At 66.2% G+C, this 16816-nt stretch carries 14 protein-coding genes and 2 pseudogenes; 13 read left to right on the top strand and 3 right to left on the bottom strand.

Annotated features, from left to right (window positions below):
• Nucleotides 1–52: 52 nt before the first annotated feature.
• The 12 genes and pseudogenes from mdh to lpdA all read left to right on the top strand — a co-directional run bounded on the left by mdh (nucleotide 53) and on the right by lpdA (nucleotide 13585).
• A complete protein-coding gene (mdh, locus tag TabM4_RS04115; RefSeq protein WP_434618817.1) occupies nucleotides 53–1015 on the top strand; it encodes a malate dehydrogenase in 963 nt (320 codons plus the stop codon).
• Between the two features lie 76 nt (nucleotides 1016–1091).
• Nucleotides 1092–1259 carry a hypothetical protein gene (locus TabM4_RS04110; protein ID WP_434618815.1) on the top strand — a complete coding sequence of 56 codons (168 nt, stop codon included), beginning with the start codon at nucleotides 1092–1094 and terminating at the stop codon, nucleotides 1257–1259.
• A gap of 10 nt (nucleotides 1260–1269) precedes the next feature.
• Nucleotides 1270–2472 (top strand): hypothetical protein, encoded by a 1203-nt coding sequence (locus TabM4_RS04105; protein ID WP_434618812.1) that lies wholly within the window; start codon nucleotides 1270–1272, stop codon nucleotides 2470–2472.
• 389 nt (nucleotides 2473–2861) lie between these two features.
• Nucleotides 2862–4099 (top strand): annotated as a pseudogene (pepT, locus tag TabM4_RS04100) (peptidase T).
• The gene (locus TabM4_RS04095; protein WP_434618809.1) at nucleotides 4096–4758 is read left to right on the top strand and encodes a class I SAM-dependent methyltransferase; all 663 of its coding nucleotides are present in this window, start codon (nucleotides 4096–4098) and stop codon (nucleotides 4756–4758) included. Before pepT ends, TabM4_RS04095 begins: the two are co-directional and overlap by 4 nt.
• 267 nt (nucleotides 4759–5025) lie before the next feature.
• Entirely contained in the window at nucleotides 5026–6219 is a 1194-nt protein-coding gene (sucC, locus tag TabM4_RS04090; RefSeq protein ID WP_434618807.1) for an ADP-forming succinate--CoA ligase subunit beta, read from the top strand.
• Between the two features lie 4 nt (nucleotides 6220–6223).
• Entirely contained in the window at nucleotides 6224–7108 is an 885-nt protein-coding gene (gene sucD / locus TabM4_RS04085) for a succinate--CoA ligase subunit alpha (RefSeq protein WP_434618804.1), read from the top strand.
• Nucleotides 7109–7120: 12 nt separating this feature from the next.
• The gene (locus TabM4_RS04080) at nucleotides 7121–7273 is read left to right on the top strand and encodes a hypothetical protein (RefSeq protein ID WP_434618802.1); all 153 of its coding nucleotides are present in this window, start codon (nucleotides 7121–7123) and stop codon (nucleotides 7271–7273) included.
• Nucleotides 7274–7337: 64 nt separating this feature from the next.
• Nucleotides 7338–10304, top strand: a complete 2967-nt coding sequence (locus TabM4_RS04075) for a 2-oxoglutarate dehydrogenase E1 component (protein WP_434618799.1) — start codon at nucleotides 7338–7340, stop codon at nucleotides 10302–10304.
• Nucleotides 10305–10363: 59 nt separating this feature from the next.
• Nucleotides 10364–11605: pseudogene (odhB, locus tag TabM4_RS04070) on the top strand (2-oxoglutarate dehydrogenase complex dihydrolipoyllysine-residue succinyltransferase); the annotation flags it as partial.
• A 121-nt stretch (nucleotides 11606–11726) separates the two neighbouring features.
• On the top strand, nucleotides 11727–12122 hold the full coding sequence (locus TabM4_RS04065; protein WP_434618796.1) for an MAPEG family protein: 396 nt from the start codon (nucleotides 11727–11729) through the stop codon (nucleotides 12120–12122).
• Between the two features lie 74 nt (nucleotides 12123–12196).
• Nucleotides 12197–13585 (top strand): dihydrolipoyl dehydrogenase, encoded by a 1389-nt coding sequence (gene lpdA / locus TabM4_RS04060; protein WP_434618793.1) that lies wholly within the window; start codon nucleotides 12197–12199, stop codon nucleotides 13583–13585.
• An 87-nt stretch (nucleotides 13586–13672) separates the two neighbouring features.
• Here the strand turns inward: lpdA and TabM4_RS04055 are convergent, their stop codons facing one another.
• Genes TabM4_RS04055 through TabM4_RS04045 form a run of 3 tightly spaced genes read right to left on the bottom strand, consistent with a single transcriptional unit; the run spans nucleotide 13673 to nucleotide 16187 of the window.
• Nucleotides 13673–14812: an MFS transporter gene (locus TabM4_RS04055; protein WP_434618790.1), complete on the bottom strand. Its 1140-nt coding sequence runs from the start codon at nucleotides 14810–14812 to the stop codon at nucleotides 13673–13675.
• A 4-nt stretch (nucleotides 14813–14816) separates the two neighbouring features.
• The gene (locus TabM4_RS04050) at nucleotides 14817–15467 is read right to left on the bottom strand and encodes a GntR family transcriptional regulator (protein ID WP_434618788.1); all 651 of its coding nucleotides are present in this window, start codon (nucleotides 15465–15467) and stop codon (nucleotides 14817–14819) included.
• A 33-nt stretch (nucleotides 15468–15500) separates the two neighbouring features.
• Nucleotides 15501–16187 (bottom strand): M48 family metallopeptidase, encoded by a 687-nt coding sequence (locus TabM4_RS04045; RefSeq protein WP_434618785.1) that lies wholly within the window; start codon nucleotides 16185–16187, stop codon nucleotides 15501–15503.
• Between the two features lie 169 nt (nucleotides 16188–16356).
• Here TabM4_RS04045 and TabM4_RS04040 point away from each other — a divergent pair, with 169 nt between their 5' ends.
• Nucleotides 16357–16692, top strand: a complete 336-nt coding sequence (locus TabM4_RS04040; protein WP_434618782.1) for a TIGR02300 family protein — start codon at nucleotides 16357–16359, stop codon at nucleotides 16690–16692.
• Nucleotides 16693–16816 lie beyond the last annotated feature (124 nt).

Here is a 16816-nt window from a genome sequence, read left to right as displayed (position 1 = left end):
GCAGAGGGGCGTAGCAAACCACCCGACTCATTCCGAACGGAGGATCCGGACCATGGCACGACCCAAGATCGCCCTCATCGGCGCCGGCCAGATCGGCGGCACGCTCGCCCATCTCGCCGCCATCAAGGAACTCGGCGACGTGGTGCTCTTCGACATCGCCGAAGGCACCCCGCAGGGCAAGTCGCTGGACATCGCGCAGTCCGGTCCCTCCGAAGGCTTCGACGCCGTGATGAAGGGCACCAACGACTACGCCGACATCGCGGGCGCCGATGTCTGCATCGTCACCGCAGGCGTGCCGCGCAAGCCCGGCATGTCGCGCGACGACCTCCTCGGCATCAACCTCAAGGTGATGAAGTCCGTGGGCGAAGGCATCAAGGCCCATGCCCCGAACGCCTTCGTCATCTGCATCACCAACCCGCTCGACGCGATGGTCTGGGCGCTGCGCGAATTCTCGGGCCTGCCGCACAACATGGTGGTGGGCATGGCGGGCGTGCTCGACTCCGCGCGCTTCCGCCACTTCCTCTCGGTCGAATTCAACGTCTCCATGCGCGACGTGACGGCCTTCGTCCTCGGCGGCCACGGCGACACGATGGTCCCGCTGGTGCGCTACTCCACCGTCGCGGGCATCCCGCTTCCCGACCTCGTCCAGATGGGCTGGACCACGCAGGAGCGTCTCGACGCCATCGTCCAGCGCACCCGTGACGGCGGCGCGGAAATCGTGGGCCTCCTCAAGACCGGCTCCGCCTTCTACGCCCCCGCCACCTCCGCCATCGAAATGGCCGAGGCCTTCCTCAAGGATCAGAAGCGCCTCCTCCCCTGCGCGGCCTATGTGAAGGGCGCCTACGGCCTCGACGGCATGTATGTGGGCGTGCCGACGATCATCGGCGCGAAGGGCATCGAACGCGTCGTCGACATCAAGCTGAACGCCGCCGAACAGGCGATGATGGACAAATCCATCGACGCCGTGAAAGGCCTCGTCGCGGCCTGCAAGACCATCGACCCCTCGCTGGCCTGATCGCCCGACCCATGCTAACCAAAGGGGGCGTCCCACCACGGGACGCCCCTATTCTTTTCCCTGAAAGGCCCCGACGATGGACTACGGCAAGAACGGCAACCCCAAGATGGCCAAGGACAGCCACCACCCGCTCGACCAGCCCCGCCGCGGCGCGCCCAAGGGCGACGACAAGGCCGCCAAGAAGAAAGCCGAACTCCTCGCCCGCATGAAGGCCGCGGCGGAATCGCGCAAACCCAAGGATTAACGGAGGCTCCATGCCCCTCTCCCTTTCCCCCAAAGCCCTTTTCCTCACCGCCCTTTCCCTCTCCCCCCTCCCCGCCGCGGCGCAGGACATCTCCGCCGAAGTCGCCGCGAACGGCCTCGCCGCCACCGTCACCCGCCTCGAAGCCATCGCCACCCCCAGCGAAGCCGACCGCTTCGCCCTCGGCGGCCTCCGCTTCCTCCGCGCGATCGAGACGACCTACCAGACCCGCTGGCGCACCGGCATGGACGACCCGTCCGGCATGATCCCCCTGATCCGCCTGAACCAAGGCACCGCCCCCGACGCCACCTTCGCCCCCGGCGACGTGGCCGCCCTCTTCACACAAGTCGCGCAGGACATGGAAACCGCCCGCGCCCCCCTCGCGGGCCTTCCCACCGGCCCGGAATTCACCGTGGAAATCCGCCTCGCCGACCTCTGGTTCGACGTCAACGCCGACGGCACCCGCACCCCCGACGAGGACCTGATGCAACTCCTCGGCCCCACCCTCATGGGCTGGCGCTGGTTCGACCGCGACCCTGCTGCCCCCGCGCCCGTGATCCGCTTCGACCGTGCCGATGCCGCATGGCTCTCCGCCTATACCCACCTCCTCGAAGGGCTGGCCAAGACCCTCCTCGCCTATGACCCGACCGACGCCCTCACCCGCGCCGCCGCCGCGCGCGAGGCGATGCAGGCCATCTCGCCCCCCTACGCCGAAGAGATGTTCGTCATCCGCCCTTGGGTCGATGCGCTCTGGGTCATGCTCGACGCGCTGGACCAGCAACCCGATGCCGCCCGCCTCGCGCAAGCCCGCGACCATTTCCTGTCGATGATCGCCGACAACCGCGCCTTCTGGACCGCTGTCGAAACCGAGACCGACGACAATGCCGAATGGCTCCCCAACGCGCGCCAGACCTCCGCCCTCGGCCTCGCCCTCCCGCCGGAAACCGGCGTCACATGGCTCGCCGTGCTGGCCGATGGCGAGGCGCTGCTCAAGGGCGAGAAACTCATCCCCTACTGGCGTCTGGGCGACGGCGGCGGCGTGAACCTTTCCCGCATGTTCACCGATCCCGCCCCGATCGACGTGAAGGACTGGATACAGGGCAGCGGTGCCCTGCCCTATCTGGAACAGGGCGAAATCGTCAGCCCCGAGAACTGGCGCGCCTTCGAAGGCCTGATGGGCGGCGAGGCGATGCTCATGTCGATCTGGCTGAACTGACCGGGGCGGCGGGGTGAACCCCGCCCTACGGCGTCCCGCCCCGGACTTGCTCCGGGGCCAAAGGACAAGTCACAAGTCGCGACGACAGGTCATCCCTATGGCCCTAAGCTCCGCAGGACGGTGGCGACCGCATGGGGCAAACGCGCCCCCGCACCCTCCCCCTCCACATCTGCCCCCGCCCCAAACACCATCCACAACATCCGCGAAACCCTGTGCGCCCCCGCACGCTTAACCATGATCGTCCACCCAAAGCTCTCCAGATTTGTATGAACACTTTGCGGTACACTCTACGGCACAGAATCCGGCACAGTCAGAATCCCCCAACCCCTTGCCCCCATTGACTTCCTTACCCGCCCACGGCCACATCCCCGCCATAGGGGAGCCACACCATGACCGCACGCACCGAAGACCTCGCCGCCCGGCTGATGCGCTACTGCGCCATCGACACCCAATCCGATGCCGACAGCCCCGCCAAACCCTCCACCGCCATCCAACTCACCCTCGCCAACCTTCTGGTCGAAGAGCTGAAACAGATCGGCGCCTCCGACATCACCCTCACCGATTACGGCACCGTGCTGGCCACCATCCCCGCCACCGCCCCGGCCCGACCATCGGCTTCCTCGCCCACATGGACACCGCCCCCCAGTTCAACGCGACCGGCGTGAAACCCCGTCTCATCAAAGGCTACAACGGCGGCGCCATCACCTACCCGGACAACCCGACCCTCACCCTCACCCCCGAAACCTCGCCCAACCTGTTGAAAAAGCTGGGCCACGACATCGTCACCGCCTCCGGCACCACGCTCCTTGGCGCCGATGACAAGGCGGGCATCGCCATCATCCTCCACACCGCCGCCACCCTCCTGAACGACCCCACCATCCCCCACGGCCCCATCCGTCTCGCCTTCACCCCGGACGAGGAAATCGGCCGCGGCGTCGACAAGCGCCTGCCGCAGGACCTGAAGGTCGACTGGGCCTACACCTTCGACGGCGGCGAGGCGGGCGAGATCGAATACGAAACCTTCTCCGCCGACGGGGCCGAAGTGAAAATCGAAGGCGTCTCCATCCACCCCGGCTGGGCCAAGGGCAAGATGGTCAACGCCATCCACCTCGCGTCGAAGATCATCGCCGCCCTGCCGCAGCACACGATGCTCCCCGAACTCACCGACGGGCGCGACGGCTTCATCCACGCGACCGAGATGACGGGCGGCTCCTCCGCCATGACGCTCCGCTTCATCCTGCGCGATTTCGAACGCGAAGGGCTTGAACAGAAAGGCGAAATCCTGCGTCAGGTCTGCGCTGCCGTGCAGGCCACCGAACCCCGCGCCAGCATCACCTGCGAGATCAGACCCCAATACCGCAACATGCGCTACTGGCTGGAAAAGGACATGCGCCCCGTCGATCTGGCAACCGAAGCCTGCCGCGACATCGGCCTCGACCCCGTCTCCGTCCCGATCCGCGGCGGCACCGACGGCTCGCGCCTGACCGAGATGGGCGTCCCCTGCCCCAACCTCTTCACGGGCATGCAGGAAATCCACGGGCCTTTGGAATGGGTCTCCGTGCAGGACATGGAGCGCGCCTCCGACCTGATGCTCGCCATCCTCCGCCGCGCCGCCGGGGCGGCGTGAAACACCCCTCCCCCTACGCCGCCCCCGGCTTCTACGACGACGCCCTCGCCAAGGGGCGGCATCGCGACATCGTGGGCGGACGCTGGGACGAAACCCCCCGCATCGTCCTGCCGCTCCTTACCCAACACGGCCTCACCGAAACCGACCTCCTCCTCGACATCGGCGCGGGCGCACTCCGCCTCGGCCGCCACCTCGCCCCCATGGTCGCGGACTACTGGGCCACCGATGCCTCCCGCGCGCTGATGCTTAAGGGTTGGGAAACCGAACTGGACGAGGCTTGCCGGAACCGCCTCCCGCAAGACCACCTGATCGAGGACGCAACCTTCGCCTATCCGCAGATCCCCGACACCATCACCCTCGCCCTCGCCTTCGCCGTCTTCACCCACCTCCCCGCCCGCAGCCTTTACGATGCGTTAACCAACCTTCGCCCCCGCTTCCCGAACCTCCGCCGCGTGATCTTCACCGTCTTTCTCGCCCCCGAAATCCATACCGGCCCCCACCGCCAGAAGGACGGCGTGGTCACCCATCCCGACCGCTTCCCGTGGCACATGACCGAAACCCAAGTCCGCCAGATCGCCGAAACCGCAGGCTTCACCGCCACCGCCCACCCCCACCGCCTGCCGCGCGGGCAGGTCATGTTCACCGCCGATCCGGATTGAAACCCCGTCCCGGGCTTGCCCCGGGACCTCCGGTCCAACCGGAACCGCCGGGTCGAACCGGAGGCCCCGCATCAAGCCCGGGGCGCGCAGACCCCACGAATCACCCTTTATCGCTAACGGAATCCCTCTTGTGATCACACGATTTCGACGTGTGATCACAAAATGTCGATTTTTGCCCCGAAACCACGGCATACCATAGAATACCGTTTTCCCGCTGCCCATTTCCGTGGCATTCCACCGCAAAACCACAGCGATGGGACGGCTCAGATGAACATCCACGAATATCAGGCCAAGGCGCTGCTGCGCCAATACGGCGTCCCCGTCTCGGATGGGCGCGTGGTCCTGAAGGCCGAAGAGGCGAAGGCCGCAGCCGGTGAACTCGACGGTCCGCTCTGGGTGGTCAAGGCCCAGATCCACGCCGGTGGCCGCGGCAAGGGCAGCTTCAAGGAACCCGAAGCCGGCGAAAAGGGCGGCGTCCGCCTCGCCCGCTCCGTCGCCGAGGCCGACCAGTTCGCACGCCAGATGCTGGGCCGCACCCTCGTCACCATTCAGACCGGTCCGGCGGGCAAGCAGGTCAACCGCATCTACATCGAAGACGGCTCCGACATCGCACGCGAACTTTACCTCGCCATCCTGATCGACCGTCAGACCTCGCGCATCTCCTTCGTGGCCTCCACCGAAGGCGGCATGTCGATCGAGGATGTCGCCCATGACACGCCCGAAAAGATCGTCTCCTTCTCGGTCGATCCCGCCACGGGCCTTTCCGATTTCCACGGCCGCCGCGTCGCCTTCGCCCTCAAACTCGAAGGTCAGCAAGTCAAGCAATGCGTGGCGCTGGTGAAGAACCTCTACAAGCTCTTCGTCGAAAAAGACATGGAGATGCTGGAGATCAACCCGCTGGTCGTGATGACCAACGGGAACCTGAAATGCCTCGACGCCAAGATGGGCTTCGACTCCAACGCCCTCTACCGCCACCCCGAAATCGCCGCCCTGCGCGACGAAACGGAAGAGGACCCCAAGGAACTCGCCGCCTCGAAATTCGACCTCAACTACATCGCGCTGGATGGCGAAATCGGCTGCATGGTCAACGGCGCGGGCCTTGCCATGGCGACCATGGACATCATCAAGCTCTACGGTGCCGAACCCGCCAACTTCCTCGACGTGGGCGGCGGCGCCACGAAGGAAAAGGTGACCGAGGCCTTCAAGATCATCACCTCGGACCCGAACGTCAAAGGCATCCTCGTCAACATCTTTGGCGGCATCATGCGCTGCGACATCATCGCCGAAGGCGTGATCGCGGCGGTCAAGGAAGTGGGTCTGAAGGTGCCGCTGGTCGTCCGGCTTGAGGGGACGAACGTCGAACTTGGCAAAGAGATCATTAACAAATCCGGTCTGAACGTGATCGCCGCCGACAACCTGTCGGATGCCGCCCAGAAGATCGTCAAAGCGGTGAAGGGGTAATCCAATGGCCGTTCTCGTAAACGAAAACACCCGCGTCATCTGCCAGGGCTTCACCGGCAGCCAAGGCACCTTCCACTCCGAACAGGCCATCGCTTACGGCACCAAAATGGTCGGCGGGGTCACACCCGGAAAAGGTGGCACGACGCACCTTAACCTTCCGGTATTCGATTCCGTTCATGAAGCGAAGGCAACAACTCAGGCCAACGCGACCGTGATCTACGTCCCCCCGCCCTTCGCGGCTGACAGCATCCTCGAGGCCATCGATGCCGAGATGGAGCTGATCGTCTGCATCACCGAAGGCATCCCCGTGCTGGACATGATGAAGGTCAAGCGCGCGCTGGAAGGGTCCAAATCCCGCCTGATCGGGCCGAACTGCCCCGGCGTCATCACACCCGACGCCTGCAAGATCGGCATCATGCCCGGCCACATCCACCGCCGCGGCTCCGTGGGCGTCGTCTCCCGCTCCGGCACGCTGACCTATGAGGCGGTCAAGCAGACCTCCGACCTCGGCCTCGGCCAATCCTCCGCTGTGGGCATCGGCGGCGACCCGATCAAGGGGACCGAACATATCGACGTGCTTGAGATGTTCCTCGCCGACCCGGAAACCCAGTCGATCATCATGATCGGCGAAATCGGCGGCTCCGCCGAGGAAGAAGCCGCGCAGTTCCTCAAGGACGAGGCAAAGCGCGGCCGCGCAAAGCCCTGCGCCGGCTTCATCGCGGGCCGCACCGCACCTCCCGGCCGCCGCATGGGCCATGCTGGCGCGATCGTTGCAGGGGGCAAGGGCGACGCCGAGTCGAAGATCGAGGCGATGCGCTCCGCAGGCATCGTGGTGGCTGACAGCCCCGCGACGCTGGGCGAGGCGGTGATGAAGGCCATCGGAAAGTAAGGAGCAGGCGCGATGGAAGAGACGACGATGGATACCCGCACGAAAACCGTCATGGCCTCTTTCATCGCCCTTCTCGGGCTACTCGCCCTTGCCGCATGGGCCTCGCTTGGCCAAGCCGAACCGAACCGCGCGCTGCATGGCGCGCTGTTCGGGCAGACGGAATAACGATTTCCCAAGGCGGGCCGGGACGCCGGTCCGCTCTCCCAATCAGGGGAAAGGCAGACAGGACATGACCGAGCATACGCCCAACGACCAGTTCCACGCCTCCAGCTTCCTGCAGGGGCACAACGCGGAATACATCGATCAGCTGCAGGCCCGCTATGCGCAGGACCCGAATTCGGTCGATGCCGCCTGGGCCGAATTCTTCCGCGCCTTGGGCGACAGCGAATTGGACGCCAAGCGTCAGGCCGCAGGCCCGTCCTGGGCGCGCGCCGACTGGCCGCCCTCGCCCGCCGATGACCTGACCGCCGCGCTCACCGGCGAATGGCCCGCCCCCCCGGCGAAAGAGGCCAAGGCCGCCGCCGCCAAGATCACCGAAAAGGCCGCGGAAAAGGGCGTCTCCCTCTCCGACGCGCAACTGCAACGCGCCGTCCTCGACTCCATCCGCGCGCTGATGATCATCCGCGCCTACCGCATCCGGGGCCACCTCGTGGCCGATCTCGACCCGCTGGGGATGCGCGAAACCACCCCCCACCCGGAACTTGACCCCGCCTCCTACGGCTTCACCGAGGCCGACATGGACCGGCCGATCTTCATCGACAAGGTGCTGGGCCTCGAAATGGCCTCCATGCGCCAGATCATCGAGATCGTGCGCCGCACCTATTGCGGCACCTTCGCCCTGCAATACATGCACATCTCCGATCCCGAACAGGCCTCGTGGCTGAAAGAACGGATCGAAGGCTATGGCAAGGAGATTGCCTTCACCCGCGAAGGCCGCCGCGCCATCCTGAACAAGCTGGTCGAGGCGGAAGGTTTCGAAAAATTCCTCCATGTCAAATACATGGGGACCAAGCGCTTCGGCCTTGACGGGGGTGAGGCGCTCATCCCCGCGATGGAACAGATCATCAAGCGCGGCGGCGCGCTTGGCGTGAAGGAAATCGTCATCGGCATGCCCCACCGGGGCCGCCTGTCGGTCCTCGCCAATGTGATGCAGAAACCCTATCGCGCGATCTTCCACGAATTCCAGGGCGGATCGTATAAGCCCGAGGATGTGGATGGCTCCGGCGACGTGAAATACCATCTCGGCGCCTCCTCCGACCGCACCTTCGACGGCAACACCGTCCACCTGTCGCTGACGGCCAACCCCTCGCACCTCGAGGCGGTCAACCCGGTCGTCCTCGGCAAGGTCCGCGCGAAACAGGATCAGCTTGGCGATCAGACCACCCGCTCCTCCGTCCTGCCCATCCTGCTGCATGGCGACGCGGCCTTTGCCGGTCAGGGCGTGGTGGCCGAATGCTTCGGCCTGTCGGGCCTGCGCGGCCACCGCACCGGCGGCACCATCCATATCGTGGTGAACAACCAGATCGGCTTCACCACAGCGCCGCACTTCTCGCGCTCCAGCCCCTATCCCACCGACATCGCCCTGATGGTCGAGGCGCCCATCTTCCACGTCAACGGCGACGATCCGGAGGCCGTGGTCCACGCCGCCCGCGTCGCCACCGAATTCCGCCAGAAATTCCACAAGGACGTGGTCCTCGACATCTTCTGCTACCGCCGCTTCGGTCACAACGAAGGCGACGAGCCGATGTTCACCAACCCGGCGATGTACACCCGCATCAAGAAGCAGAAGACCACCCTGCAACTCTACACCGAACGCCTCGTCAAGGACGGCCTCATCCCCGAAGGCGAGATCGAGGACATGAAGGCCGCCTTCCAGGCCCGCCTGAACGAGGAATTCGAAATCGGCAAGAACTTCAAGCCGAACAAGGCTGACTGGTTGGATGGCCGCTGGTCGGGGCTGGACCGCGAGAAAGAGGAATACCAGCCCGGCGCAACCGCCATCAAACCCGAGACGATGAAGGAAATCGGGACGGCCCTCACCCGCATCCCCGAAGGCTTCGACATCCACAAGACCGTCGCCCGCCAACTCGACGCCAAGGCCAAGATGTTCGAAACCGGCAAGGGCTTTGACTGGGCCACGGCCGAGGCGCTGGCCTTCGGTTCGCTTGCGGTCGAAGGCTTCCCCGTCCGTCTGGCGGGTCAGGACTGCACGCGCGGCACCTTCTCGCAGCGCCATTCCGCCTTCATCGACCAGACGACCGAGGAACGGCACTACCCCCTGAACCACATCCGTGCGGGTCAGGCCCGGTATGAGGTCATCGACTCGATGCTCTCGGAATACGCGGTGCTGGGCTTCGAGTACGGCTACTCGCTGGCCGAACCCAACGCGCTGGTGATGTGGGAGGCGCAGTTCGGCGACTTCGCCAACGGCGCGCAGATCATGTTCGACCAGTTCATCAACTCGGGCGAACGCAAATGGCTCAGGATGTCGGGCCTCGTGATGCTCCTGCCCCACGGCTTCGAGGGTCAGGGTCCGGAACACTCCTCCGCCCGCCTCGAACGCTTCCTACAACTCTCGGCCGAGGATAACTGGATCGTCGCCAACTGCTCCACCCCGGCCAACTACTTCCACATCCTGCGCCGCCAGATCCACCGGACCTTCCGCAAGCCGCTGGTCCTGATGACGCCGAAATCGCTCCTGCGCCACCCGATGTGCATCAGCGATGCGGAAGATTTCACCACCGGCTCCACCTTCCACCGCGTCCTCTGGGACGATGCGCAGAAAGGCCATTCCGACCTGAAGCTGAAGCCGGATGCCAAGATCAAGCGCGTCGTCATCTGCTCCGGCAAGGTCTATTTCGACCTCTTGGCCGAACGCGACAAGCGCGGCCTCGATGACGTCTACCTCCTGCGTCTGGAACAGTTCTACCCCTTCCCCGCCATGGCGATGGTCAAGGAACTGGAACGCTTCAAGGGCGCGGAAATCGTCTGGTGCCAGGAAGAGCCCAAGAATCAGGGCGGCTGGAGCTTCGTCGAACCCAATATCGAATGGGTGCTGACCCGCATCGGGGCCAAGCAGACACGCCCCACCTATGCTGGCCGCGCCGCCTCCGCCTCGCCCGCCACGGGCCTCGCCTCGCGCCACAAGGCCGAGCAGGAGGCACTGGTGAACGAAGCCCTCGGCACCACCGCCTGACCCCATCCCGCCCGCGCCGCCCATGGCGCGGGCCAGACCCCCACGAAAGGCGCCCATGAAGCGGCGCGGAGGAACCGAAGATGACCGATGTTATGGTGCCCGCCCTTGGCGAAAGCGTCTCCGAAGCCACCGTTTCGACCTGGTTCAAGAAACCGGGCGACTACGTGAAACAGGACGAGATGCTCTGTGAACTCGAAACCGACAAGGTGTCGGTCGAGGTCCCCGCCCCCGTCTCCGGCACGCTGGCCGAAATCCTCGCCCCCGAAGGCGCGACCGTGGCCGCCAACGCCCGCCTCGCCATCATGACCGAAGGCGCCGCAGCCGCCGCCCCGGCCCCCAAAGCCGAAGCCGCCCCCGCCGCAGCCCCCGCGCCCGCCGCCCCTGCAGCCAAGGACGTCGAAGACGCCCCCGCCGCGAAAAAGGCGCTGGCTGAGGCAGGCCTCTCCCGTGACCAAGTGCAGGCCACCGGTCGTGATGGCCGCGTGATGAAGGAAGACGTCGCCCGCGCCGTCGCAGGCGCCGCAGGTGCCGCCGCTGCCGCCGTGGCCCCCGCGCCCGCCGCCGCCGCCATCCCCCGCGCCCCCGTCCCCGCCGACGATGCCGCGCGCGAGGAACGGGTCAAGATGACCCGCCTCCGCCAGACCATCGCCCGCCGCCTCAAAGACGCGCAGAACACCGCCGCGATGCTCACGACCTACAACGAGGTCGACATGTCCGGCATCATGGAACTGCGCAACACCTACAAGGACGCCTTCGAGAAAAAGCACGGCGTCAAGATGGGCTTCATGTCCTTCTTCGTGAAAGCCTGCTGCCACGCGCTGAAGGAAGTGCCCGAGGTCAACGCGGAAATCGACGGCACCGACATCGTCTACAAGAACTACGTCCACATGGGCGTGGCCGTCGGCACGCCCTCCGGCCTCGTCGTCCCCGTGGTGCGCGACGCCGACCAGATGGGCTTTGCCCAGATCGAAAAGAAGATCGCCGAACTCGGCATCCGCGCCCGCGACGGCAAGCTCTCCATGGCCGAGATGCAGGGCGGCTCCTTCACCATCTCGAACGGCGGCGTCTACGGCTCGCTGATGTCCTCGCCGATCCTGAACCCGCCGCAATCGGGCATCCTTGGCATGCACAAGATCCAGGACCGCCCCGTGGTGGTGAACGGCCAGATCGTCATCCGCCCGATGATGTATCTCGCCCTCAGCTACGACCACCGCATCGTCGACGGCAAAGGCGCCGTGACCTTCCTCGTCCGCGTGAAGGACGCGCTGGAAGACCCGCGCCGCCTGCTGATGGACCTGTAGGCGACGGCGGGGTAAAACCCCGCCCTACCGCCCGACGGTGGCGGCGGGGTGAACCCCGCCCTACCGCACATCGTAGGGCGGGGTTCACCCCGCCTTGCACCGCCGAAACAAGGGCCCACCCATGACCCCCGAACTCACCGCCCTCACCCTCGCAGGCCTGCTGCAGATGGTGCAGTTCATCCTTTTCGCCGTGCCCGCCAACATGGAACTTGGCACCCGCTACACCTCCGGCCCCCGCGACCGCCCGCCGGAACGCCCCGTCTCCACCCTGACCGCCCGCCTGCAACGCGCAATGAACAACCATTTCGAAGGGCTGATCCTCTTCACCCTCGCCGTCGTGGTCATAACCGTCTCGGGCCAGTCCACCGCCTTCACCGCCGCCGCCGCATGGACCTATCTCGGCGCGCGCATCCTCTATATCCCGGCCTATGCCTGGGGCTGGCGTCCCTGGCGCTCGGCCATCTGGGCGGTGGGCTGGTTCGCCACGCTCGGCCTGATGCTGGCCGCGCTGATCTGACATGACCTGTATGCACAGTCTGCTGCACAGTTTGCTGCACGCGGCGGATGATACGAAAAGGAAGGAACCGACCAATGGCTGAATTCGACGTCATCATCATCGGCGGTGGCCCCGGCGGCTATGTCTGCGCCATCCGCTGCGCGCAGCTCGGCCTGAAGACGGCGGTGGTCGAGGGGCGCGACACGCTCGGCGGCACCTGCCTCAACGTCGGCTGCATCCCGTCCAAGGCGCTCCTGAACGCCACCCACCACCTCCACGAAGTCCATGAGAACTTTGAGAAGATGGGTATCATGGGCGCGAACCCCACCGTCGATTGGGCCAAGATGCTGGGCTACAAGGATGACGTGATCGCCCAGAACACCAAGGGCATCGAATTCCTGTTCAAGAAGAACAAGGTCACATGGCTCAAGGGCTGGGGCTCCATCCCCGCCGCAGGTCAGGTGAAGGTCGGCGACGAAACCCATTCGGCCAAACAAATCGTCATCGCCACCGGCTCCGAATCCTCGTCCCTCCCCGGCGTCACGGTGGATGAGGAGACGGTCGTCACCTCCACCGGCGCCCTCACCCTGAAGTCGATCCCCAAGAAACTCGCCGTCATCGGCGCGGGCGTGATCGGGCTGGAAATGGGCAGCGTCTACGCCCGCCTCGGCGCGGAAGTCACCGTCATCGAATATCTCGACGCCATCACCCCCGGCATGGATGCCGAGGTGGCGAAGACCTTCCAGCGCATCCTGACCAAGCAGGGCCTCAAGTTCATCCTCGGCGCGGCGGTGCAAGGCGTGGACAAGGGCAAGAAGGGCGCGACCGTCCGCTACAAACTCCGCAAGGATGACAGCGACGCCACCCTCGACGCCGACACCGTCCTCGTCGCCACAGGCCGCCGCCCCTATACCGCAGGTCTGGGGCTGGAGGCGCTCGGCGTCGAATTCCTCCCCCGCGGTCAAGTCAAGACCGACGCCCACTTCGCCACCAACATCCCCGGCCTCTACGCCATCGGCGATGCGATCACAGGCCCCATGCTCGCCCACAAAGCCGAGGATGAGGGGATGGCCCTTGCCGAAATCCTCGCCGGCAAGGCGGGCCATGTGAATTACGGCGTCATCCCCGGCGTGATCTACACCACGCCCGAAGTCGCGACCGTCGGCAAGACCGAGGAGCAACTGAAAGAGGAAGGCCGCGCCTACAAGGTCGGCAAGTTCTCCTTCATGGGCAACGGCCGCGCCAAGGCCGTCTTCCAGGGCGAAGGCTTCGTCAAGCTGCTGGCCGACAAGGCCACCGACCGCATCCTCGGCGCGCATATCATCGGCCCGATGGCGGGCGACCTGATCCACGAGGTCTGCGTGGCGATGGAATTCGGCGCCTCGGCACAGGACCTCGCCCTCACCTGCCACGCCCACCCGACCTACAGCGAAGCGGTCCGCGAAGCCGCCCTCGCCTGCGGCGACGGCGCGATCCACGCCTGAACGGGCGGGCCCGGCAGGTCCCCGCCCCTTCGTTTCGGCCCAAATACCCTGCGGGGGTCCGGGGGTGCAAAACCCCCGGTCCCGCCCTTAGGCTCCCGCGCGCCGCCGGATCAGCGCATCCCCCAGCGCAGGAAGCACAAAGCTCGCCGCCAATACGGCGCAGAGCGCGAATCCCCAACCGGCCTCGACCCAGCCGAACAGCGGCGTGGCGAAGAACATCGCCAGATAGGTCACCCCCGAATTCAGCCCCAGCACCGCCCCCCGCCGCGCCGGGTCCAATCCTGCCAGCCGCCCGACGATCAGGTTCAACCCCATGTGGTTGATCATCCCCCAACTCAGGCACAGCCCCACCAGCGCCCAAGCCTGACCCGCCACCGAGGCCAGCGCGAGATACTGCACCACCAGCAGGCCAAAGACGAAAGGCGCAACCCGCCGTGGCCCAAAGCGGTCAATCCACGGGTCACCGATCGAGGCAAGCCCGAACCCGATCCCATAGACAAGGGGCACAGACCCCGCCATCCAAACGGGCCAGCCCAGCCCCGCCTGCAGATGCGGCGCGACATAGGCGTAAAGCCCATAGAAGGCCGCCATATAGCCCCCCGCCACCGCCAGCGCTGCCCCGATCCCCGGCACTCGCAGCGCCATCCAAGGCGCGACGCCCTGCGCCGCCCGCTGCTCGCCCATGCGGGGCGCCGCAGCCATCGCGAGCAGCACCAGACAGCCCAGCCCTGCCAGAACGCCATGCACGGCCCGCCACCCCGCCACTTCTGCAATCAACGCCGCGGCGGATGCACCAAACACAAGCGACAACGTCCACCCCATCAGCACCCGCCCCATGAAGGTGCTCTCCCGCCCCTTCGGCGCGATCTCTGCCGCCAGCCCATAGGTCGCGGGCAGGGCTACACCCGACCCGATCCCCGCCACCGCCTGCGCAACCCACACCACCCATAGCGCCGGGGCGACCGCCGTCCCGATCATCCCGAGAACCAGCACGCAAAGGGCCGCGACAAGGGCCCGCGACAACCCGATCCTATCGGCGAAAGGCGCAATCCCCACCGCCGACGCCGCCGTCCCTGCCCCGAACAGCGAGGCCGCGACCAGCACCTCCTGCGCGCCTGCCCCCCCGAACCCCCGCCCGATCTCCAAGGCGATGGGCGACAAGGCCAGCGAATTCGACCCGACGATGGTCACCGCCGCCATCAGCAGCGCAAGTGGCGGCACTTTCATCCCGTCATCCCGCCAGATGCCGCAGCCCCTGCGTCACATCCGTCCGCACCGCCAGACGCAGCCCCGGCTCATCCCCCGCCTTCAACGCGGCAAGGATCATGCGGTGATGCTGCGGCGGCTCCTTGCGGCGCAGCTTGGAATAAAGCGCCCGCATCGTCGGCCCCAGTTGCAGCCAGACCGTCTCGCAGATGGCCAGCATCGCAGGCGCCTGCGCCCGCAGATAAAGCGTGCGGTGAAACTCCAGATTGGTCCGCACATAGGCAACCGCATCCTGCTTCACCACGGCTTCCGCGTTCAGCGCATTGATTGCCGCCAACCGCTCGATCAGCGCGAAATGCGCCCGTGGCAAAGCCCGCGCCGCCATCTCTGGCTCCAACAGCGCCCGTATCGCCGCCAATTCCTCGATCCGCTCCGGCGTGAGTTCCGGCGTCGAGATGCGCCCCGAGGAGGACAGCGTCAGCGCACCCTCCGCCACCAGCCGCCGCACGGCCTCCCGCGCAGGGGTCATGCTGACCCCGAACTGCTTGCCCAGCCCCCGCAGCGTCATCGCCTGACCGGGCGGCAACTCGCCATGCATCACCTGCTGGCGCAGCGTCCGGTACAGGCGTTCATGCGCAGCGGCATTGGGGTCGGTCTGGCGAGGGGTAATCGGCATGATCCGCAGCCAAGCACCCGCGACGGGGGAAAATCAATCCCCGAAACGATGGGAATGCAGCGCCTGCCCATGTGTGTGCAGCCATTTCCGCTGCGCCTGCCAGCCGGGATACAGCCGCTCCACCACCGCCCAGAAACGGTCGGAGTGATTCATCTCGACCATATGCGCCACCTCATGCGCGGCGACGTAGTCCAGCACCGCAGGCGGTGCCATGATCAACCGCCACGAATACATCAGCGCGCCATCCGCCGCGCAGGACCCCCAGCGCGACCGCGTGTCGCGCAGTGTGACCCGCTCCACCCGCCGTCCGATCATCCCGGCATAGCGGTCCGACGCAGCGACAAGCCGCTCCCGCGCCAGCGCCTTCAGGAAGGCCGCCGCCCGCACCCCTGCCTGCGCCGGATCGCCGGGAATCAGCAGCGCCTCCTCCTCCACCCGAACCCTACGCCCCGTGCCTTGGGTCAGGCGCAGCATCCGCCCCTCAACCGGCAGCATCGACCCGATGCCCACCCCGGCACGCACAGGCATCCCCGCCAGCGTCTCGCGCAGCCAGCCTTCCTGCGCGCGGGCGAAATCCATCGCCTCCGCCTCCCGCGCGCGGGCGGGCAGTGACAGCGTCACCCGCCCGTCCAGCCGCGACACCCGCAACGAAAAGCGCCGCGCGCGGGCCGACCGTTTCAGCACGATTTCCACCGGGGGCGATCCGGGAAGGACTGGCATCCGCAACCTCTTGATATTCGCACCAAGGATAGCCACTTGCACGCAGGCCGCAACGCCCGCAAAAGGCTTTGACACCCGCCTTGCCTTGTGGCAAGCGACCACGACTCTGGACAACCCAGCCTGATCATCGGCGAATCCGATTCCGGAACGCCATTTCAAGGGAACGACCATGCCCAAGGAAGAATGGGGTACCAAGCGTATCTGCCCGACGACCGGCAAGCGCTTCTATGACCTGAACCGCACGCCCATCGTTTCGCCCTATACCGGCGAAGTCGTGGACATCGAATCCGCGCGCCGCAAGATGGCCGCCGCTGTCATCAGCCGCGCCGTGCCGGAAAAGGACGATGACGTTCTGGTGGACGATCTGGAAGCCGATGACGACCTGCTCGAGGCGGGCGTCGCCGACGATACGGAACTGGACGACGATCTGCTCGAAGACGATGCGGATGACAACGTCTCGCTCGACGATCTGGCCGATGTGGCCGGCGACGAGGAAGAGGTTTAAGGCCCTGCTGTCGGCCGTGGCAGGGCGCGGAAATCGGGTGCTTTTTTCGCTTGCACCCCACCGCGCCCTCTACTAGACAGCGCCCAACGAAGCGGCAACGCTTCGCCCATCGAAGCGGAAACGC

Origin of the sequence: Tabrizicola sp. M-4, from assembly GCF_051132405.1 — a bacterium.
Classification (GTDB): Bacteria; Pseudomonadota; Alphaproteobacteria; order Rhodobacterales; family Rhodobacteraceae; genus Paragemmobacter.
Note: the sequence above shows the minus strand (reverse complement) of the source record. Positions and strands in the feature narration are given on the sequence as shown.